Origin of the sequence: Neobacillus sp. PS2-9, from assembly GCF_030915525.1 — a bacterium.
Taxonomy (GTDB): Bacteria; Bacillota; Bacilli; order Bacillales; family Cytobacillaceae; genus Neobacillus.
In genome coordinates this window covers 3,611,553-3,633,715 of the sequence record NZ_CP133269.1, presented here as the reverse complement: position 1 = coordinate 3,633,715, position 22,163 = coordinate 3,611,553, and the positions used below count along the sequence as shown (strand labels likewise).

The 22,163-nt window shown below is 40.5% G+C and carries 17 protein-coding genes; 16 read left to right on the top strand and 1 reads right to left on the bottom strand.

The features are described from left to right. Nucleotides 1-60 precede the first annotated feature (60 nt). The 9 genes from RCG25_RS18215 (at nt 61) to pyrE (ending at nt 11,041) form a co-directional block, all read left to right on the top strand. The gene (locus RCG25_RS18215) at nt 61-1,371 is read left to right on the top strand and encodes a solute carrier family 23 protein (RefSeq protein ID WP_308080236.1); all 1,311 of its coding nucleotides are present in this window, start codon (nt 61-63) and stop codon (nt 1,369-1,371) included. Nucleotides 1,372-1,523: 152 nt separating this feature from the next. Then, nucleotides 1,524-2,468: an aspartate carbamoyltransferase catalytic subunit gene (locus RCG25_RS18210; protein ID WP_308080235.1), complete on the top strand. Its 945-nt coding sequence runs from the start codon at nt 1,524-1,526 to the stop codon at nt 2,466-2,468. After that, nucleotides 2,428-3,714 carry a dihydroorotase gene (locus RCG25_RS18205; protein WP_308080234.1) on the top strand — a complete coding sequence of 429 codons (1,287 nt, stop codon included), beginning with the start codon at nt 2,428-2,430 and terminating at the stop codon, nt 3,712-3,714. The genes RCG25_RS18210 and RCG25_RS18205 overlap by 41 nt, the downstream gene beginning before the upstream one ends. Further along, complete coding sequence (locus tag RCG25_RS18200; protein ID WP_308080233.1) at nt 3,711-4,802, top strand: carbamoyl phosphate synthase small subunit; 1,092 nt, start codon at nt 3,711-3,713, stop codon at nt 4,800-4,802. The genes RCG25_RS18205 and RCG25_RS18200 overlap by 4 nt, the downstream gene beginning before the upstream one ends. Next, nucleotides 4,795-8,004 (top strand): carbamoyl-phosphate synthase large subunit, encoded by a 3,210-nt coding sequence (gene carB, locus RCG25_RS18195; protein ID WP_308080232.1) that lies wholly within the window; start codon nt 4,795-4,797, stop codon nt 8,002-8,004. The genes RCG25_RS18200 and carB overlap by 8 nt, the downstream gene beginning before the upstream one ends. Next, on the top strand, nt 8,001-8,774 hold the full coding sequence (locus tag RCG25_RS18190) for a dihydroorotate dehydrogenase electron transfer subunit (RefSeq protein WP_308080231.1): 774 nt from the start codon (nt 8,001-8,003) through the stop codon (nt 8,772-8,774). The genes carB and RCG25_RS18190 overlap by 4 nt, the downstream gene beginning before the upstream one ends. Further along, entirely contained in the window at nt 8,771-9,712 is a 942-nt protein-coding gene (locus tag RCG25_RS18185; RefSeq protein ID WP_308080230.1) for a dihydroorotate dehydrogenase, read from the top strand. The genes RCG25_RS18190 and RCG25_RS18185 overlap by 4 nt, the downstream gene beginning before the upstream one ends. Beyond that, on the top strand, nt 9,684-10,400 hold the full coding sequence (gene pyrF / locus RCG25_RS18180; RefSeq protein WP_308080229.1) for an orotidine-5'-phosphate decarboxylase: 717 nt from the start codon (nt 9,684-9,686) through the stop codon (nt 10,398-10,400). Before RCG25_RS18185 ends, pyrF begins: the two co-directional genes overlap by 29 nt. Beyond that, the gene (gene pyrE / locus RCG25_RS18175) at nt 10,397-11,041 is read left to right on the top strand and encodes an orotate phosphoribosyltransferase (RefSeq protein WP_308080228.1); all 645 of its coding nucleotides are present in this window, start codon (nt 10,397-10,399) and stop codon (nt 11,039-11,041) included. Before pyrF ends, pyrE begins: the two co-directional genes overlap by 4 nt. Nucleotides 11,042-11,218: 177 nt before the next feature. Here the strand turns inward: pyrE and RCG25_RS18170 are convergent, their stop codons facing one another. Further along, nucleotides 11,219-12,931 (bottom strand): Rqc2 family fibronectin-binding protein, encoded by a 1,713-nt coding sequence (locus RCG25_RS18170; protein ID WP_308080227.1) that lies wholly within the window; start codon nt 12,929-12,931, stop codon nt 11,219-11,221. A 379-nt stretch (nt 12,932-13,310) separates the two neighbouring features. Between RCG25_RS18170 and RCG25_RS18165 the strand changes: the two genes are divergently transcribed. From RCG25_RS18165 to priA, 7 genes are all read left to right on the top strand, one after another. Continuing rightward, nucleotides 13,311-15,989: a calcium-translocating P-type ATPase, SERCA-type gene (locus RCG25_RS18165; RefSeq protein ID WP_308080226.1), complete on the top strand. Its 2,679-nt coding sequence runs from the start codon at nt 13,311-13,313 to the stop codon at nt 15,987-15,989. Nucleotides 15,990-16,242: 253 nt separating this feature from the next. After that, a complete protein-coding gene (locus RCG25_RS18160; protein ID WP_308080225.1) occupies nt 16,243-17,118 on the top strand; it encodes a YicC/YloC family endoribonuclease in 876 nt (291 codons plus the stop codon). Between the two features lie 58 nt (nt 17,119-17,176). Further along, nucleotides 17,177-17,440 (top strand): extracellular matrix/biofilm regulator RemA, encoded by a 264-nt coding sequence (gene remA, locus RCG25_RS18155; protein WP_066068779.1) that lies wholly within the window; start codon nt 17,177-17,179, stop codon nt 17,438-17,440. Between the two features lie 11 nt (nt 17,441-17,451). Beyond that, the gene (gene gmk / locus RCG25_RS18150; protein WP_308080224.1) at nt 17,452-18,066 is read left to right on the top strand and encodes a guanylate kinase; all 615 of its coding nucleotides are present in this window, start codon (nt 17,452-17,454) and stop codon (nt 18,064-18,066) included. A gap of 1 nt (nt 18,067) precedes the next feature. Continuing rightward, nucleotides 18,068-18,283 carry a DNA-directed RNA polymerase subunit omega gene (gene rpoZ / locus RCG25_RS18145; RefSeq protein WP_308080223.1) on the top strand — a complete coding sequence of 72 codons (216 nt, stop codon included), beginning with the start codon at nt 18,068-18,070 and terminating at the stop codon, nt 18,281-18,283. Nucleotides 18,284-18,486: 203 nt separating this feature from the next. Beyond that, the gene (gene coaBC / locus RCG25_RS18140; protein ID WP_308080222.1) at nt 18,487-19,695 is read left to right on the top strand and encodes a bifunctional phosphopantothenoylcysteine decarboxylase/phosphopantothenate--cysteine ligase CoaBC; all 1,209 of its coding nucleotides are present in this window, start codon (nt 18,487-18,489) and stop codon (nt 19,693-19,695) included. Next, nucleotides 19,695-22,106 (top strand): primosomal protein N', encoded by a 2,412-nt coding sequence (gene priA, locus RCG25_RS18135; RefSeq protein WP_308080221.1) that lies wholly within the window; start codon nt 19,695-19,697, stop codon nt 22,104-22,106. The genes coaBC and priA overlap by 1 nt, the downstream gene beginning before the upstream one ends. Nucleotides 22,107-22,163 lie beyond the last annotated feature (57 nt).

Below are 22,163 nucleotides of genomic sequence, written 5' to 3'. Positions count from 1 at the left end.
TTTTTTTATGCCAAAAGGTAGACAATAAACATAATCAATATAAAAATAGGGGAGAAAAAAATGAACAACAAACCAATCCTAGACGTAAAAGATATTCCAAAACCTACCCAATGGCTTACATTAAGCCTACAGCACTTATTCGCCATGTTTGGGGCAACCATTTTAGTACCCTACCTTGTAGGTTTAAGCCCAGCTATAGCATTAATCTCAAGTGGACTTGGAACATTAGCTTTTCTACTTATCACAAAAATGCAAGTCCCAGCTTACCTGGGATCTTCATTCGCCTTTATCGCACCAGTGATTGCAGCAAAAGCTGCTGGTGGTCCAGGAGCAGCGATGGTGGGTACATTTCTAGCAGGCCTAGTTTATGGAATTGTTGCCTTGGTTATTAGTAAGGCGGGGCACCGCTGGATTATGAATTTACTTCCGCCAATCGTGGTTGGTCCAGTAATTATCGTAATTGGATTAGCACTTTCAGGAACAGCTGTTGGAATGGCAATGAATAACCCTACTGGAAAGTACAGCATGCTTCATTTCTCTGCAGCACTCGTTACCTTAGCTGCAACGATTATCTTTTCGATATACGCAAAAAAAATGTTTAGTATGATACCAATATTAGCAGGTATTATTGTGGGATATATATACGCTTTAATAATAGGGATTGTGGATTTTTCACCAGTTTTGAAAGCACATTGGTTTGAGAAGCCAGATTTTATTATTCCATTTGTAAGTTATAAAGTGAAATTCACTTGGGATTTAGTAGCACTGATGGTACCTGTAGCGGTTGTTACTTTGTCAGAACATATTGGTCATCAGCTTGTACTAAGTAAGGTGGTTGGACATGACTACATTAAAGAACCAGGTCTTCATCGCTCTATTCTGGGCGATGGAACAGCGACGATCATCTCAGCTCTAATTGGTGGACCTCCAAAGACAACCTATGGTGAAAACATTGGTGTTCTTGCAATAACGCGGGTTTACAGTGTGTATGTTATTGCTGGAGCAGCAGTGCTGGCCATCATCTTCGGATTTATTGGAAAAGTAACTGCATTAATAAGTACAATCCCAACTCCAGTTATGGGAGGCGTATCCATCCTTCTGTTTGGAATTATTGCATCTTCAGGATTAAGGATGCTAGTAGACAGTAAAATTGATTTCGGTGATAAACGTAACCTAGTGATTTCCTCCGTCATACTGGTTTTAGGAATTGGAGGAGCAATAGTCAAACTGCCTTTTAATATTCAAATTCAAGGGATGGCTTTAGCGGCAATCATTGGTGTGTTACTAAACCTCATTCTCCCAGGAAAACAACCAGTAGAAGAAAATATGTTTGAAGAAACAGAATCTGTAAAGAAAAAGAAAACTGCATAAATTAACAACCTTTTAAAGGAAGTCCAGAGAGGCTTATAAGGGTGTAACTTAAAAACCAAGCAGATTTATCTTGGTTACTAAGTATGGACGTAACTACACCCTAATTAAAAGATTAGGGTGTTTTTTATTAAAAATGAGAGGCGGGATCTTGAATGTTAAATCACTTGTTAACCACTAATGAATTAAAGGTGGAGGAGATTAATCAAATCTTAACAGATGCTCATAATTTTAAAGCCGGAATGAAGTGGCAACCAAAAGAGCAAATGTTTACTGCCAACTTATTTTTTGAAGCAAGCACACGGACAAAAAGCAGTTTTGAGGTAGCTGAAAGAAGGTTGGGTTTAGGGGTAATCCCGTTTGAAGTACTGACCTCCAGCGTTCAAAAAGGGGAGACACTTTACGATACAGTGAAAACATTAGAGGCTATCGGCGTAAATACGATTGTCATCCGTCATGATCAAGATCGGTACTTTGATGAACTGGTAGGAAAAGTTAACGTTCCTATCATCAATGGTGGTGACGGGTGCGGTCATCATCCTACACAGTCACTTCTCGATTTGATGACTATTCAGCAAGAATTTGGCCGATTTAAGGGATTAAAAATTGCCATTATAGGAGACATCCGTCATAGCAGAGTGGCCAGGTCCAATGCCGAGGTACTGATAAGGCTTGGAGCAGAGGTGATTTTTTCTGGACCGGAGGAATGGTTTGATTACCATAGTGTGGATATATCCAGATATAGACCAATGGACCAAGCAATAAAAGAAGCAGATGTGGTAATGCTACTGCGGGTTCAACATGAGCGGCATCAACAAAAAAGCAGCTATACTGCAAACGAGTACCATAAACAATATGGCCTTACCATAGAAAGGGAAAAGATGATGAACTCGCAAAGTATCATCATGCATCCTGCACCTGTAAATAGGAATGTAGAAATAGCTGATAGTCTTGTAGAATGCAAGCGTTCAAGAATTTTTAAACAAATGGAAAATGGAGTTTATATCCGAATGGCGGTAATCAAAAGGGCAATTGAGAGTCTTGAAGGAGGAAACAGATATGAAACTACTTATTCAAAACGCATGCTACATAGCATTTAATGGAGAGAAAAAACAAGCAGATATATTGATAGAGAACGGAACAATTACAAAAATTGATTCAAACATTGTTGCTATGGTGGATAGAAAAGTAGATGCAGCAGGGAAGCTAGTGTCACCAGGGTTTGTTGACTTACATGTTCATCTTCGTGAACCTGGCGGCGAAAAAAAGGAAACAATTGCAACTGGTACGCTCGCTGCAGCGAAAGGTGGTTTTACTACCATTGCTGCCATGCCAAATACGAGACCGGTGCCTGACACCAAAGAACAGCTGGAATGGCTCCAAGGCAGAATTCAAGAGACTGCTAAGGTAAGAGTGTTGCCATATGCATCAATTACAACTAGACAACTTGGCCAGGAACTTACGGATTTTGAAGCGCTAAAAAAGGCAGGTGCTTTCGCCTTTACGGATGATGGAGTAGGTGTTCAGTCAGCAGAAAAGATGCTTGCCGCCATGAAAAAAGCTCGTGAGGTAAATATGGCGATTGTCGCCCATTGTGAAGAGAATACACTGATTAACAAAGGTTCTGTCCATGAAGGATCATTTTCAGAAAAACACGGTTTAAACGGTATTCCTTCAGTATGCGAGTCTGTACAGATTGCCCGGGATGTCTTATTAGCGGAAGCAAGTGGCTGCCATTATCATGTCTGTCATATCAGTACAAAAGAATCTGTGCGTGTGGTAAGAGATGCAAAACGAGCAGGTATTAAAGTCACTGCGGAAGTAACACCGCATCACCTATTATTATCACAAGATGATATTCCAGGGCTTGATGCTAATTATAAAATGAACCCGCCGCTTCGGGACAACGCAGACAGGAAGGCTTTAATTGAAGGACTGCTTGATGGAACAATTGATTTTATAGCAACCGATCATGCGCCGCATACATCGGAGGAAAAAAGTGAGGGAATGATGTTAGCACCATTCGGTATTGTTGGATTAGAAACGGCGTTTCCACTTCTTTATACAAACCTGGTGTTAAAGAAGATCATTTCACTTGAGCAACTGATTGAATTCTTAACAATAAAGCCTGTGGAAGCATTTGGTCTTCCGTATGGAAAAATAGAAGTTGGATTACCTGGGGATCTAGTCCTAATCAACTTAGATGAGGAACAAGTGATTAACCCTAAAGAATTTTTATCAAAGGGTAAAAATACGCCATTTGCTGGCTGGAAATGTAAGGGATGGCCGGAGATGACAATCGCTGGAGGCCAAATAGCTTGGGAAAAAGGATGTGTACTAGCATGAAAAAGCAGCTGATATTAGAAGACGGAACGATATTTATTGGAAAAGGGTTTGGCAGTGATACGGAAACCATTGGGGAAGTGGTATTTAATACAGGTATGACTGGCTATCAAGAAATTCTTTCGGACCCATCCTACTGCGGACAAATTGTTACCCTTACCTATCCGCTTATAGGCAATTATGGGATTAATCGGGACGACTTCGAATCAATCAACCCAGCTGTGAAGGGCTTCATTGTTAAAGAATCTGCTGATTTTCCCTCCAATTGGAGAAGTGAATTTACCTTAGCTGAGTATTTTGAAATGAAAAAAATCCCGGGGATTGCAGGGATTGATACAAGGAAGTTAACAAGAATAATCCGTCAATATGGAACCTTGAAAGGTGTCATCTGTAGTATAGAAAAAAATCCAGAGGAAGTATTAAAAACATTACGAGGCACCGTACTTCCAATCAACCAAGTTAAGCAGGTATCAACTAAAAATGCTTATCCGAGTCCAGCACGTGGGAAAAGAGTAGTCCTTGTAGACTTTGGAATGAAGCATGGAATATTACGAGAGCTAACCCAACGTGACTGTGATGTGGTTGTAGTTCCATATCATACAACCGCTGACGAAATTCTTCAATTACGCCCAGATGGAATTATGCTGTCCAATGGACCTGGGGATCCGAAGGATGTTCCTGAAGCTATTGATATGTTAAAAGGGATTTTAGGTAAGGTTCCTCTTTTTGGAATTTGTCTAGGTCATCAACTATTTGCGCTAGCGTGCGGAGCCAATACGGAAAAAATGAAGTTTGGTCATCGAGGTTCAAATCACCCAGTGAAAGATTTATCTACTGGAAAAATTGCGATTACGTCACAAAATCATGGATATACGGTTGAAGAAGGTTCGATTAAAGACACAAGACTAGCAATCACCCATATAGCGATTAATGATGGAACGGTAGAAGGACTAAAACATTTAGATTACCCGGCCTTTACTGTCCAGTACCATCCCGAGGCCTCACCAGGACCTGAAGATGCCAACGGCTTATTTGATCAGTTTCTTGCAATGATGGAAGAGAACAAACAGGAGGTAACAGCAAATGCCTAAACGTAAAGATATTCACTCCATTCTAGTAATTGGTTCAGGACCAATCGTCATTGGTCAGGCTGCCGAATTCGATTATGCAGGCACTCAAGCATGTATCGCTTTAAAGGAAGAAGGCTACCGTGTCATTCTAGTAAACTCTAATCCTGCCACAATTATGACGGACACAGAAATTGCAGACGCAGTTTATATTGAACCATTGACAGTAGAGTTTGTCAGCCGAATTATTCGTAAGGAACGTCCGGATGCTCTTTTAGCGACACTTGGAGGGCAAACAGGTCTTAACCTTGCCGTTGAATTAGCAACATCAGGTGTTCTAGCTGAATGCGAAGTTGAAATTCTAGGAACCAAACTTTCTGCCATTAAACAAGCAGAAGATCGAGAGCTCTTCCGAAGCTTAATGAATGAGTTAAATGAACCGGTACCAGATAGTGAAATTATTCATGAATTAGCCGAAGCAAAGGCTTTTGTGGAAGAGATTGGCTTCCCTGTCATTGTTCGCCCAGCATATACCCTTGGAGGAACGGGAGGCGGAATCTGTCATAATCCTGAAGAATTAGAGGAAATTGTCTTAAGCGGATTAAAGCACAGTCCTGCTAATCAATGCCTGCTAGAAAAAAGTATCGCTGGCTTTAAGGAAATTGAATACGAAGTCATGCGCGATGGAAATGACAATGCAATTGTCGTTTGTAACATGGAAAATATTGACCCGGTTGGAGTACATACCGGTGATTCCATTGTTGTAGCCCCAAGTCAGACGCTAAGTGATCGAGAATATCAGCTGTTACGAAATGTTTCTCTAAAAATCATTCGAAAGTTAGGGATTGAAGGGGGTTGTAACGTTCAGCTTGCTTTGGATCCAGATAGCTTTAACTATTATATTATCGAAGTAAATCCACGTGTTAGCCGATCTTCGGCTCTAGCCTCAAAAGCTACTGGCTATCCGATTGCAAAGCTTGCTGCAAAAATTGCTGTTGGCTTAACACTCGATGAAATGTTGAACCCTGTTACGGGTAAAACCTACGCCAGCTTTGAACCGGCACTTGATTATATCGTGACGAAAATCCCAAGATGGCCGTTTGATAAATTTGAATCAGGTAATCGCTCATTGGGAACCCAAATGAAAGCAACAGGAGAAATTATGGCAATAGGCCGAACGTTTGAAGAATCCCTGTTAAAAGCCATTCGCTCACTTGAGGCAGGAGTGTACCATTTCGAATTAAACGGTGCAGAGGAAATTGATAATGATTTACTCGAGAAACGGATACGTAAAGCAGGCGATGAACGGCTTTTTTACATCGCAGAAGGGCTAAAACGTGGAATTACCATTGAAACTATCCATCAATGGAGTAAAATAGATTTATTTTTCCTAAAGAAAATGGAAGGGATCATTGAACTAGAAAGACAGCTTGCAACGAATCCACTAGATCAAGAAATCCTAATCGAAGCAAAGCAAAAAGGCTTTACGGATAAAAAAATAGCTGAGTTATGGAATTTGACTGAAAAGGATATAAATACACTCAGGAAGAACTTCGGTCTAGTCCCTGTATACAAAATGGTCGATACCTGTGCTGCAGAATTTGAATCGGAAACTCCTTATTACTATGGAACATACGAAGAGGAAAACGAGTCGGTGGTTACAGATAGAAAAAGTGTGATTGTTCTCGGTTCTGGACCCATACGAATTGGTCAAGGGATAGAGTTTGACTATGCAACGGTTCATTCTGTTAAGGCCATCAAAGAAGCCGGATATGAAGCGATCATCATTAATAACAACCCTGAAACGGTATCCACAGATTTTAGTATATCGGATAAGCTCTACTTCGAACCGCTTACGATTGAAGATGTCATGAGCATTATTGAGTTAGAAAAACCTATTGGAGTTGTGGTTCAATTTGGTGGTCAAACAGCCATCAATCTGGCAGCTAAGCTTACTGAAAACGGTGTGAAAATTCTCGGAACAAGCCTTGAGGATTTAGACCGTGCAGAAAATAGAGATAAATTTGAACAAGCACTTGAACAGCTAAATATTCCGCAGCCTTTAGGGAAAACAGCATTATCAGTGGAAGATGCACTAGTGATTGCAACCGATATCGGGTATCCCGTTCTAATCCGACCATCCTATGTTCTTGGCGGTAGAGCTATGGAAATAGTCTATCATGAAAAAGAATTGCTTCATTACATGAAAAACGCAGTAAAGGTAAATCCAGAACATCCAGTTTTGATTGACCGCTATTTAATCGGAAAAGAAATTGAAGTGGATGCCATCTGTGATGGGGAAAATGTATTGATACCTGGAATTATGGAACATATCGAGCGAGCCGGGGTCCATTCTGGTGACTCGATTGCAGTGTATCCTCCTCAAACACTTTCTGAAGATGTGAAGAAAACACTTGTTGAATACACAGTAAAAATGGCAAAAGGCTTAAACATCGTGGGATTGTTAAATATTCAATATGTATTGTCACAAGGTCAAGTCTATGTACTAGAAGTCAACCCGCGATCAAGTCGTACCGTACCATTTTTAAGTAAAATCACCCAAGTGCCAATGGCAAAGATTGCAACAAAAGCTATTTTAGGAGTTTCATTGACAAATCAAGGCTATACTCCAGGGCTTGTTCCTGAAAAAACAGGTGTGTATGTTAAGGTTCCGGTTTTCTCATTTGCCAAGCTGAAAAGCGTGGATATCACCTTAGGACCGGAGATGAAATCAACAGGTGAAGTAATGGGTAAGGACATGACGCTTGAAAAAGCTCTATACAAGGGATTGATTGCTTCAGGCATGAACATTCAAAAGTTCGGCACTGTATTGTTTACTGTTGCTGATAAAGATAAACAAGAAGCATTAAAGCTTGCCAAGCGTTTTGCTTCAAACGGTTATCGTTTAATGGCAACAAGCGGTACGGCTACCGTTTTAGAGTCAGCAGGATTACAGGTAAAAGTGGTTGGGAAAATTGGTTCAGAAGGAAAAACACTATTAGATGTCATCCATCATGGAGAAGCCCAATTCATCATCAACACACTGACAAAAGGGAAGCAGCCGGAACGAGATGGATTCAGAATTCGCCGTGAAGCGGTTGAGAATGGAGTTCCCTGCTTAACCTCACTAGATACAGCGGATGCAATCCTAAAGGTGATTGAATCCATGAATTTTTCAGCAGAAGCAATGGCTGTGGAAAAGAAAAAGGAGGCCGTTTTTGCATGATTAGAAAAGAATTATGCAAAATCGTCAGCCAAGATGAAATTGCCCAAGATATTTATGAGCTTGTGGTCGAAGCAGAATTGGTCAATGAAATAACTGAACCTGGTCAATTTGTTCATATTCGGGTCTCAAACAGCTGGGACCCATCTTTACGGAGACCAATCAGCATTTCTTCCTACGATAAAAAAAGCAAACAATTGACTATGATTTATCGGAAAGAAGGAAAAGGGACTTCACTACTTGCGAAAATGAAACCTGTGATGGACCTTGATATTCTGGGACCGTTAGGAAATGGTTTCCCGGTTGATGAAGTAAATGCAGGAGAAACAGCACTATTAGTTGGCGGCGGGATTGGTGTCCCGCCTCTACATGAGCTGTCCAACCAATTGAAGGCTAAAGGAGTAAATGTCATTCATATCCTCGGCTTCCAAACAGAATCTGCTGTTTTTTACGAAAATGAATTTATGAAAAATGGAGAAACAATTGTGACAACAGTTGACGGTACGTATGGTAGGAAAGGGTTTGTCACTGATGTGATGAAAGAACTAACCTTTGACTCAATCTATACCTGCGGTCCGACCCCTATGCTAAGGGCTATTCAACAAAATTATCAAGATAAGAAACTATTTCTATCATTAGAAGAGCGAATGGGTTGTGGAGTTGGCGCCTGCTTTGCGTGTGTTTGCAAAAAGGCGGATGATCCAGAGGGAGTTTCGTATAAAAAGGTTTGCAGCGATGGGCCTGTATTCCGTGCCGGGGAGGTTGTCATATGAGTCGATTAAACATAGAATTACCAGGCTTAACATTGAAAAATCCTATAATGCCAGCATCCGGCTGCTTTGGATTTGGCAGGGAGTATAGTCAATTCTACGATTTGAGTGAACTTGGGGCTATCATGATTAAAGCGACTACAACTGAACCAAGATTTGGGAATCCTACTCCTAGAGTGGCAGAAACCTCTGCTGGAATGCTAAATGCAATCGGCCTTCAAAATCCGGGTTTAGAAAAAGTTATGTCCGAGGAACTACCCTGGCTTTCTCAGTATAATGTGCCGATTATTGCAAATGTGGCAGGCTCGGTAGAAGAAGATTATGTAAAGGTCGCTAAAGAAATTTCAAATGCCCCAAATGTACGTGCGTTAGAACTAAACATCTCGTGTCCAAATGTGAAAACAGGAGGCATTGCATTTGGGACGATTCCTGAAGTGGCTAAACAGTTAACCAAAAAGGTAAAGGAAGTTTCAGAGGTTCCTGTATATGTAAAACTGTCGCCCAATGTGACCAATATCGTGGAGATGGCTCGAGCTGTTGAGAATGGTGGAGCTGATGGTCTAACCATGATTAATACCTTAATTGGGATGAGATTGGATTTAAAAACAGGCAAACCGATTTTAGCTAATGGGACTGGCGGTTTATCCGGGCCAGCCATTAAACCAGTAGCGATTCGAATGATTCACGAGGTTAGTCAAGCTGTATCCATTCCCATTATCGGGATGGGAGGGATTCAATCTGCCGAAGATGTAATTGAATTCTTTTATGCTGGAGCAAGTGCGGTAGCTGTTGGTACAGCGAATTTCGTAGATCCATTTATTTGTCCAACGATTATTAAGGAACTGCCAGACCTTTTAGATAAATTAGGTTTCGAACACATAAGTGAATGTAGTGGAAGGAGCTGGATGAGGCATGAACAACTCGCTTATCATCGCGCTTGATTTTTCAAACAAGCAAGAGGTAGAACAATTTTTACAGCCTTTTAGTGGGAAAGAGTTATTTGTAAAAATAGGAATGGAATTGTTTTACCAGGAAGGCCCTTCGATGATTGCATTTTTGAAAGAAAAAGGACATCGTATTTTTCTAGATTTAAAGCTTCATGATATTCCAAATACAGTGAAAAGCGCGATGAAAGGCCTTGCTCGACTGGAATGCGATTTAGTCAATGTTCATGCGGCGGGAGGCAAGGAAATGATGGAGGCTGCATTAGAAGGGCTGGAGGCAGGGACAGCTGCAGGACTTACTCGACCTGCTTGTATTGCCGTGACGCAGTTGACAAGTACCTCTCAGGAACAAATGAACAGAGAACAATTGATTCCTGTCACGTTAAAGGAATCAGTGCTTCATTACGCAGGAGTAACGAAAGAAGCAGGACTCGATGGGGTTGTTTGTTCAGCCTGGGAAGCAGCTGCTATTCGTGAAAAGCTAGGCTCAGATTTCTACACCGTGACACCAGGAATTCGTATGGTAACAGATGAGGTAGGCGATCAAAAACGAGTTGCCACCCCAACATTTGCAAAGATTGCAGGGGTAAGCTCCATTGTTGTGGGACGTGCTATTACAAGGGCCGTTGACCCGCTAGCAAGTTATGAGCTTTGGATGCAAGAATGGAAGGGAGTAAGATTATGAAACATGATATCGCTGAAAAACTATTAGAAATAAATGCAGTTGCACTAAAACCACAAACACCATTCACGTGGACCTCTGGACTTCGGTCCCCCATATATTGTGATAATCGGTTAACACTGTCCTTCCCAGCCGTAAGGAAAGACATTGCCTTAGGGTTGAAAAAGCTCATTCTTGAACACTTTCCTGATGCAGAAGTAATTGCAGGAACAGCCACTGCTGGGATCCCTCATGCTGCCTGGGTCAGTGACCTTTTGGATTTACCAATGTGTTACGTTCGTTCCAAGCCAAAGGGACATGGGAAAGGGAATCAAATTGAAGGAAAAGTAGAAGAAGGACAAAAAGTAGTCGTAGTTGAGGATTTGATATCCACAGGAGGCAGCGTAATCACGGCGGTTCAGGCTTTAAGGGAAGCTGGCTGTGAGGTGATGGGAGTGGTATCTATCTTTACCTATGGGCTTGAAAAAGGAAAAGAAGCCTTTTTACTGGCAGGGATTAAAAGTGAATCATTAACTGATTTTCCTACTTTAATAGGGGTTGCGGTCGAAAAAGGCTATGTTAACGGAACCGACCAAGCCAGCCTCCTTGATTGGAGAAAAGACCCTTCATCATGGAGTATGAGTTTTGAGAAACAAGAGGCTTAACCTGGTTCTGTAGAGAAATTTGTAGATAAAACTGGTTTTTGTGTAGATAAAAGCTAAATGTGTGTAGATAAATAATAAAAGTGTGTAGATAAATCTTAAAATCGTGTAGAAATAATTTTTTAAGATAAATTTTTGATAGGAATTCGTACAGAAAAGCCCCGGAATCCCGGGGCTTTTCTAATTTTTCTTTAATTTCAACACCATTTCTTCATCAGGAGTGACATAAACTGTTTGTTGATTATCATAAATAACAAAACCTGGTTTTGCGCCACTTGGTTTTTTTACATAGCGAACCTTTGTAAAATCAACCGGTACGGAGCTTGAATTTCGTGCTTTGCTGTAATAAGCAGCCAAAACGGCCGCCTCCCGAATGGTTTCATCGGAGGGCTCTTTGCTGCGAATCACAACATGGGAACCAGGAATGTCCTTTGTATGAAGCCAAATTTCGTCTCTAGCAGCTAGCTTGTTGGTTAAATAATCATTTTGCTTATTGTTCTTCCCAACAATGATGTCTGTTCCATCAGAAGACACAAAGTGATCTAAAACCGGCTTAGCATTCTGAATTTTTTTGCCGTTCCTTTTCTTCCGGTCGCGGACATAGCCACCCTCTACGAGCTCTTCGCGAATCTCTTGCAAATCCTTTGGAGAGGCGGCAATTACTTGCTGCAACAAATTATCAAAGTACATTACTTCTTCCTGCGCTTTTTCTATTTGCTCCGTTACAATAGTTACCGCATTTTTTGCCTTTTGATACTTAGAAAAATACTTTTGGGCATTTTCAGAAGGTGATTTCCTCGGGTCTAATGCGATGGCAATCGTACTACCGTGTTCATCATAATAATTGACCACTTCTATTTCATTCATGCCCTTTTTCGCCGCATAGAGGTTAGCTGTTAATAGTTCGCCATAGCGCTGAAATTGATCCGCACGCTCAGCGTCCTGTAACGTATTCTTTAGTTTTTCAATTTTCTTTTCATTCTTTTCTTTCTCATTAGTAATAAACCGCTCAATATCATTCCCTTGCTGCTTCACCCTGTCACGTTCCGCCTTACCGAAATAAAAGCGGTCTAGCATTTCGCTAAGGGTAGGATAGCTTTTCGTTTCCCCATTCAAATGCTCAAGTGGAAATAAATAAAATGATTCTTTTCCACCGCTTGAAGTAATAGAAGGAGAAATATGATCAGAAGCTATACTTTCTATTAACCGGGTAAAGGTTGAAGGAACGGTCGTGCGATTTGCCAGTCCGCTTTGGAAAAGTACCTCTTTAGCAAAAAGGGGTGAGGTACCGGCAAAATGCTCGACAAGCTGACGGTCAATCCTGCCGCTATTAAAATCAACCTTCTGTAATACATCCTCTTCAACAGCTGTAAATGGGTTTACCTTATTTTGTTCTGGGGGATATACGTAAGGCTGGCCTGGTAAAATCGCTCGATGGCTGTTAACAGCAAAGGAAACATGCTTAATACTATCAAGGATGACATTTCTTGTTTTATCTACTAAAACTATATTGCTATGTCTGCCCATAATTTCAATAATTAATTGTTTATAGCTAATATCACCGATTTCATTTCGACCTTTTATTTCAAAAATAATCATTCGATCGGTTTCAACTTGATATAAGTCTTCTAATATATAGCCTTCGATATGCTTTCTAAGCAACATACAAAACATTGGTGGTTCGCTGGGATTTTCATAGGCTTCGTTTGTCAGCTGTACTCTTGCGTAGCTTGGATGGGCTGAGAGGAGAAGCTTTTGATTGACTCCATTTGCCCGGATTGTAAGAATTACTTCATTTTTATATGGTTGATGGACTTTGTTGATTCGACCGCCTTTTAAGGAGCGGACAAGCTCAGCAACCATTGCTTTTGTAAATAAACCATCAAATGACATGGGAAAACATCCTTTACACTTTCATATAAATTGGTTTTGTTAAACTTGCATGTTGATTTCCGCTCCAGGCACTTCGCTTTCCGCGGGGCGGTCCGGGAGCCTCCTCGTCGCTCACTCCTGCGGGGTCTCCCGTGACCGGCTACTCCCGCAGGAGTCTCGTGCCTTCCGCTCCAATCAACATAGTGCCAAATCATCAATAAGCACTTTTACATAGCCAATAAATTAATTATATCCTACTATTTTCAAATCTGTCTTATTTATCGTTTGTTAATAGGATGGGTTTTAACTAATTCTTTCATCATATCATAGCATTTTTTTGGACGACCCTGAATAAGCTTTCCTTAGAGTATGTCAATAAAGGGGGAAGTGAGATGGTCGGATGAAATTCCATGAAATGAAGATAGAACAAGTAGAAAAGGCCTTAGAAACCGACTTTTCTTCTGGATTATCACAGGAAGAAGTAAAAAAACGGATAGACCAGTACGGGCTAAATGAATTAGAAGAAGGAGAAAAGCAATCGGCTTTACTCTTATTTTTTAGTCAATTTAAAGATTTTATGGTCTTAGTACTTCTTGCGGCTACCTTGATATCTGGATTACTTGGCGAATATATTGATGCAATTGCGATTATCGCCATCGTCATTATAAATGGTTTTCTTGGTTTTTTCCAAGAACGGCGGGCAGAAAAGTCACTCCAGGCGCTAAAGGAATTATCTGCTCCACAGGTGTCAGCTCTTAGGGATGGTCAATGGATCAAGATTCCTTCAAAGGAAATTGTCGTAGGTGATATTTTAAAGTTTAGCAGCGGAGATCGGATTGGTGCTGATGTTCGTGTAATTGAGTCAAAAAGTTTAGAAATTGAGGAATCTGCTCTTACGGGTGAATCTGTTCCAGTTGCTAAACATATAGAAAGCTTAACCAATCCAAACCCTGGAATTGGAGACATGGAAAATATCGCTTTTATGGGTACGATGGTAACTAGGGGAAGCGGCATAGGGGTTGTAATGGCGACGGGTATGAAAACCGCCATGGGGCAAATTGCTGATTTACTCCAAAGTGCACAATCGCAGGATACTCCATTACAACGACGCTTGGAGCAGCTAGGGAAGATTTTAATAACTGTTGCCTTATTGCTGACGGTCCTTGTGGTTGTAGTCGGGGTATTACGTGGACATGATTTATATGAAATGTTCTTAGCAGGGGTTTCTTTAGCTGTTGCAGCCATTCCAGAGGGTCTGCCTGCAATCGTGACGGTGGCATTATCACTTGGTGTACAGAAGATGATTAGGCAAAATGCGATTGTTAGGAAGCTGCCTGCAGTCGAAACACTTGGTTGCGCCTCGGTTATTTGCTCTGACAAAACTGGAACAATGACCCAAAATAAAATGACCGTAACACATTTGTGGAGCGGTGGACAAACTTGGACTGTAGACGGCGTTGGCTACGAGCCGCAGGGCCAGTTTTACCGGGATGATCGAACCGTACAGCCTAAAGATGAGAAAGCCTTACAGCAAATGCTGATTTTTGGTATGTTATGCAATCATTCAGACCTAGTGATAAAGGATGATGAATTTACGCTGGATGGAGACCCAACGGAAGGCGCCTTATTAGTAAGTGCAATGAAAGCAGGCTTTGAAAGGACAAAGCTATTAGACGAATTTACGATTGTGAATGAATTTCCGTTTGATTCTGCAAGAAAAATGATGAGCGTTCATGTAAAGGATAAACAAGGCAGGCATTTTATTATTACAAAAGGGGCCCCAGATGTCATTTTAGGGATTAGTGAATCGATCCTATGGGATGGACGGACTCAATACTTAAATAAGGATTCGCAAAATAAGGTCCAGGATGCAATCAATGGCCTTGCTTCACAGGCACTTCGGACCATAGCTATCGCTTTTAAACCAATATCTACAAACACCGTCATTTTAAGTGAACAAGAAGCAGAAAAACAGTTAACATTCATTGGAGTCCAAGGAATGATTGACCCGCCAAGACCTGAAGTAAAAGATGCCGTGAAAGAGTGTAAGGAAGCTGGTATTAAAACGGTAATGATCACGGGAGACCACGTGATTACAGCAAAAGCAATTGCTTCCCAGCTAGGCATTTTAACTAAGAAAAGCAAGGTGTTGGATGGTAAAGCATTATCTGATATGTCAGTGGAAGAACTTGAGGAAATAGTCGATGATGTTTCTGTTTTTGCAAGGGTTTCCCCAGAGCATAAGTTGAAAATTGTTAAAGCGTTACAAAATAGGGGGCATATTGTTGCCATGACAGGGGATGGAGTAAATGATGCTCCTGCAATAAAGGCAGCAGATATCGGGGTATCCATGGGGATTACAGGGACTGATGTTGCAAAAGAAGCTTCGGCGCTCATTCTGCTGGATGATAATTTTGCTACGATTAAAGCTGCGATTAAAGAAGGCAGAAACATTTATGAAAACATACGTAAATTTGTCCGTTATTTACTGGCATCCAATGTTGGTGAAATATTAGTCATGTTATTTGCAATGATTTTGGCATTGCCGCTTCCTCTCGTGCCAATCCAAATCCTTTGGGTTAATTTGGTTACGGATGGACTTCCTGCTATGGCACTTGGACTCGATCGACCAGAGGAAAATGTAATGAAACGAAAGCCAAGAAGCCCTAATGAAGGTGTTTTCTCCCGGGGGTTAGGATGGAAGGTTGTTTCAAGGGGATTCCTGATTGGGATTGTAACCTTATTATCGTTTATGATTGTTTATGGTAATGATCCGAGTAAGCTGCAGTATGCTCAAACAGTTGCCTTTGCCACACTAGTAATGGCTCAGTTAATCCATGTGTTTGATTGCCGGAGTGAAAAATCGGTCCTGTCAAGAAATCCATTTGGGAATCCATATCTAGTTTGGGCGGTTATTTCATCACTATTGTTAATGCTTGTTGTTATTTACTATCCACCTTTGCAGCCTATTTTCCATACACTGCCGATTCTTGCGAAAGATTGGTTGTTAATTGTAGGACTATCCTCTATTCCAACTTTTTTACTAGCAGGGACATTTTTATTAAGAAAAACAAAATAAAGTATGTTATAATCCAAAAGGTAATAGATGCCACTCTATTACCTTTTGTCTTTTTAATATAACGAAGTGTAAAATTCGACAACGAGAATTGTCCAGCTCCAGCGCCTAGCCCCTCGGGTCAAATAACCTTCTGCAATAAAAGTCAAAGAGCAACTTTTCTTGCAGAAGAACATTTGCCTGTCGGGGCTGATCAAGGCGCTTCCGCTTTTCTTATAAAAAGCCGATCATTTCTCAAGGATTGGATGTGCAAGTGATGGTTATTAGTATGACAGGCTTTGGCAGAGCTAAGACTGAATCGCAGTTCTTTTCTGTAAATGTAGAAGTTAAAACGGTAAATCACCGTTTTTGTGAAATGAATATTAGAATGCCAAGGCAGTTATTAAAAATAGAAGATAAATTAAAAAAGAAACTAAGCCAGCAGATTCGACGTGGACGAGTAGAAGTTTATGTAAGTGTAGAGGGTGAGGGAGTTGTTACCCGAAAGGTTCACGTGGACTGGAATCTGATTGATGAATATTATCAATTTATAAATGAAGCACGAAGCAAATATGGTGTGGAAGGAACTGTAACTATACACGATTTGCTTGGTCGAAGTGACCTATTACATATTGAAGAAAGTGAAGTCGGCAACGAAGAACTCGAAAATTTAGTTCTAACCGCTACGGAAGAAGCTGTTCAATTATTATTACAAATGAGAATGGCGGAAGGGGAAGAAATAAAAAAAGACCTGACTGCCATCTTAGCACAATTAGAAAACGATGTATTTGAGCTTCAGAAATATACTCCTCTCGTTGTTCAATCCTTTAAGGATCGTCTGACGAAAAGAATGCAGGAGTTTTTAAATGGGCAATTGGACGAAACAAGAATATTAACTGAAGTTGCCGTTTTTGCTGATAAAGCGGATATCAATGAGGAAATTACTCGTTTAAAAAGTCATATTCAGCAGTTCCTTCAGACGTTAAAAAGTCAGGAACCGATTGGGAGAAAGCTAGATTTTCTTGTTCAGGAAATGAATAGAGAGGCTAATACTATTGGTTCAAAAGCGAATGACTCAAACATTGCGAAACAAGTGGTAGAGATCAAGAGTTTACTTGAAAAATTGAAGGAACAGGTTCAAAATATCGAATGATTTGTTTAGAAACTGTTTACCACGGTCAAAATATATTATTGATGATTGGATGATGACCATGTCGATTAAATTAATTAATATTGGATTTGGAAATATCGTTTCGGCCAATCGGATTATTTCAATCGTTAGCCCCGAATCTGCACCAATAAAAAGAATTATTCAAGACGCCCGTGACCGGGGGTCCTTGATTGATGCTACATACGGTAGACGTACACGTGCTGTCATTGTCATGGATAGCGACCATGTCATTCTGTCAGCTGTACAGCCAGAAACGGTTGCTCATCGATTATCTGACCGTGATGAAACTATTGATGAAGGGTAGGATTCTTAATAATGCAGGAAAAAGGATTACTGATTGTTCTTTCAGGGCCATCTGGTGTTGGAAAAGGAACGGTACGAAAAGAAATATTCTCTCATCCAGATACAGCTTTTGAATATTCTATATCGATGACAACTCGCTTACCACGTGAGGGAGAAGTGGATGGCGTAGATTATTTTTTTAAATCAAGAGAAGAGTTTGAAGCGTTAATTGAGCAAGGGAAACTTCTAGAATATGCAGAATTTGTTGGGAACTATTATGGCACTCCTGTTGATTATGTTCGTCAAACCTTGGATGCAGGCAAAGATGTATTTTTAGAAATTGAAGTAAAAGGTGCTAGACAGGTACGAGAAAAGTTTCCAGAAGGGCTGTTTATTTTCCTCATGCCGCCAAGCCTGTCTGAATTAAAAAATCGAATTGTTACTAGAGGAACTGAAACAGAAGATATCATTCATAATCGCATGCTTTCTGCTCGAGAGGAAATTGAAATGATGGAATTGTATGATTATGTGGTTGAAAACGACCAAGTGGAACGTGCATGCGAACGTGTTAAAGCAATCGTAACTGCAGAGCATTGTCGTAGAGAACGTGTAGAGCATCGCTATAAAAAATTATTGGAGGTTGAATAGAATGTTATATCCTTCTATCGATTCATTACTTGAAAAAATTGATTCCAAATACTCACTAGTTTCCGTTGCGGCAAAGCGTGCACGCGTAATGTCGCAAGTAAGGGACGAAAGACTTGCGAAATACGTCTCTTATAAATGTGTAGGTAAGGCGCTAGAAGAAATTTATAGCGGAGAGCTTACTTACCGTATTGCAAAAAAAGAAACATCTGATGAATAAATAAGAGTAGCGAACAGACATAAACATGAATGAAGGCCTGACGACAAAGGAAATTCCTTACGTGTCAGCCTTTTTTATTTGGCTTTAACTATGAAAGTTGAATTTTGTCGACATACAGTAGGAAAAAGATGAAAAAATGTTACTATTACAGCATAATAGAAGGTAAAGATTAATGGACGGACAAGAAATGGGGGATTCGGGTCATGGTAAAGGATAAGAAAATATTATTATGTGTGACAGGAGGAATTGCTGTTTATAAAGCAGCAGCCTTAACAAGTAAACTTGTTCAAGCTGGGGCACAGGTGAAAGTCATTTTAAGTGAATCTGCTGAAAAATTTGTTACCTCATTAACCTTTCAAGCACTGTCCCGCAATGAGGTTTATACAAACACCTTCGAAGAAAAAAATCCGCAAGTTATTGCCCATATTGATCTAGCTGACTGGGCTGATTTAATTTTAGTTGCACCGGCAACGGCTAATACCATCGCAAAATTAGCTCATGGTGTTGCTGACAATATGATTACGACAACGTTGCTAGCTGCAACGGCACCGGTTTGGATTGCTCCAGCAATGAATGTACATATGTACGACCACCCGGCAGTGAAAAAAAATATTGCCACTTTAGCTGATTACGGATATCAATTTATTGAACCAAGTGAAGGCTATCTGGCTTGTGGATATGTTGGAAAAGGACGGCTTGAAGAACCAGAAAAAATTGTTGAATTAGTCCAGGCTTTTTTTAGTAAGGAAGAATTAAAGCTAATAGGTAAAACAGTTTTAATTACTGCGGGACCAACCCGTGAAAAAATTGACCCTGTACGTTTTATTTCTAACCATTCAACTGGAAAAATGGGCTATGCACTTGCAGAAGCGGCACAGAAACAAGGTGCACGTGTCATCTTAGTTTCAGGTCCAGTCCAGTTACCGTCACCTGCTGGAATGGAAGTGGTCAACATTGAAAGTGCTGAGGAAATGTATCACGCCGTTATGAACCATTACGAGAGTGTCGATGTTGTAATTAAGACGGCAGCTGTAGCTGATTATAGGCCTAAAACAACCTATGACCACAAAGTGAAGAAGCAGGAAGGCGACTCCAGCATTGAATTAGAAAGAACAAAAGATATTCTGTTTGAGTTAGGTAAAAGGAAAAAGCATCAAATATTAGTTGGGTTTGCCGCAGAGACCGATCATATCGAAGAATACGCAACCAAAAAATTAAACAGAAAAAATGCAGATATGATTGTCGCCAACAATGTGAAAGCAGAGGGTGCTGGGTTCGGAACAGATACGAATATTGTGACGCTCTTTAAACGTTCTGGAACGGTTACTGAATTACCGCTCATGTCAAAACAGGCTGTTGCCGAAAAGATTATTGATGAAATTAGTTCTCTTATAGAAGGATCTGGAAAATAATGAATATTGCAAGTGTTATTGTTGATGTCCCAACAAAACAAACGGATAAGACCTTCGATTATTTAATACCCGAAGAATGGATAGGGACCATTCAACCAGGGATGAGGGTAGTTGTCCCTTTCGGACCGAGAAATATTCAGGGATTTGTTATGGACATCAAAGCTGAATCGAAATTTAAAAAGTTAAGAGAAATCATTGAACCAATGGACCTCGAACCCGTGTTGAATCATGAATTATTAGAACTTGGTGACTGGCTGACAGAGAATACACTTTGCTTTAAAATTTCTGCCTTTCAGGTCATGCTGCCGGCTGCATTAAAAGCAAAGTATGAAAAAAAAGTGAAGCTTGCCTCGAATGCAAGGGTTTCTGACCTTCCGCTAAATCTTCAGGATTTGTTTACAAACAATGGAATGGTAAAGTGGGAAGAGGCAATATCTACTGGAATTGTCCCTGTCTTGCAACGTGAAGCAGCCAAACACAATCTTGAAGTAATTTACGAAGTCAAAGAACGAGTACGAAAAAAACAAATGAAGTTTATTCGCCCGCTCGTGTCTCTTGAGGAATTGAAGGAAGAAGCAAAACGTTTATCTGCTAGAGCTGAAAAGCAAAAGCAAGTATTATACTATTTTGTTGAGAATTTTGATGCTATTGAGTTAAGAAAGTTGACAGCAGAAATAAACACCACTTCCTCTACCATTAAAACCCTGGTTGATAAGCAGCTACTTACAGAGTTTGAATTGGAGGTTTATCGGGATCCTTATGAAAATCGATCATTTGAACGAACCAAACCATTACCTCTAACTTCTTCGCAGCAAACAGCCATTGAACCGATTTTAGATTCTATTGAGAATCAAAAACATGAAGTATTTCTCCTCTATGGTGTTACAGGAAGTGGGAAAACGGAAATATACTTACAATCCATACAGGAAGTAATCGAAAAAGGAAAAGAAGCCATTGTTCTTGTTCCAGAAATAGCTCTAACTCCTCAGATGGTTAATCGCTTTAAAGGGAGATTTGGGGATTTAGTTGCGGTATTGCACAGTGGGTTATCAGCTGGTGAAAAATACGATGAATGGCGAAAGATTCAACGTAAGGAAGTAAAGGTGGTTGTCGGAGCTCGTTCCGCTATCTTTGCTCCCTTTGAAAACCTTGGAATTATTATTATTGATGAGGAACATGAAACGAGCTATAAGCAGGAAGAAATGCCGAGGTATCATGCAAGAGACGTGGCAGTTCAAAGAGCTAAGACGTACAACTGTCCCGTAGTCCTTGGCAGTGCTACCCCATCCCTTGAATCGTTTGCAAGGGCACAAAAAAAGGTGTACCAGCTATTGTCGCTGCCAAGTCGTATGAATAACCAATCGCTTCCCTCTGTTGATATTATTGATATGCGAGAGGAGCTTCGTGAAGGAAATCGGTCGATGTTTTCCAGAAAGCTTTTTGAAAAGCTCCAAGATCGGATAGAGAAAAAGCAACAATCTGTCTTATTTTTAAATAAACGAGGTCATTCATCCTTTGTTATGTGCCGGGATTGTGGATATGTCATGAATTGTCCATACTGCGATATTTCCCTTACCTACCATCGGGTAAATGAGCATATGAAATGCCATTATTGCGGTTATGAGACGTATGTTCCTAGTAATTGCCCTGAATGTTCAAGTGAGTATATCCGCTATTTTGGAACGGGCACACAAAAGGTTGAAGAAGAGCTCGGGAAAATTCTCCCAGAAGCAAGAATCATCAGGATGGATGTGGACACAACTGGAAGAAAGGGAGCGCACGAAAGGTTACTAAAGGATTTTCAAGATGGAAAAGCAGATATTTTGTTAGGCACTCAAATGATTGCTAAAGGGCTTGATTTTCCAAATATCACACTAGTTGGTGTGCTTTCGGCAGATACTATGCTCCATTTACCAGATTTTCGGGCCTCTGAAAAAACCTTTCAGCTTTTAACCCAAGTGAGTGGGAGGGCTGGGCGCCACAAACTGCCAGGGGAGGTTGTTATTCAAACCTATACCCCTGAACATTACAGTGTGGAGTTAGCTGGCACGCAAGATTATGATCTATTTTATCAACGGGAGATGATGATTCGTAAAACCCACCATTATCCGCCGTTTTATTACCTCTCACTCATTACTATCAGTCATGAGCAGTTGATCACAGTAGTATCAGCTACAGAGAAAATTGTAAACTATGTCCGCTCACAGCTTTCAAAGGAAGCAGTAGTTTTGGGACCTGCGGCTTCACCGATCCCTAGGATTAATAATAGATATCGCTATCAATGTCTGATAAAATACAAGCGGGAACCGAACATGACAAAAACGTTAAAAACCATTTTAGATCAATATCAAATGGATACAAAGAGTGGTTTACTGGTTTCTATTGATGTCAACCCGTTTATCTTAATGTAAACTGGGTGAAAATAATAATAAAAGAATGCTCTTTAATGGGCATAACGGAGGAACTGA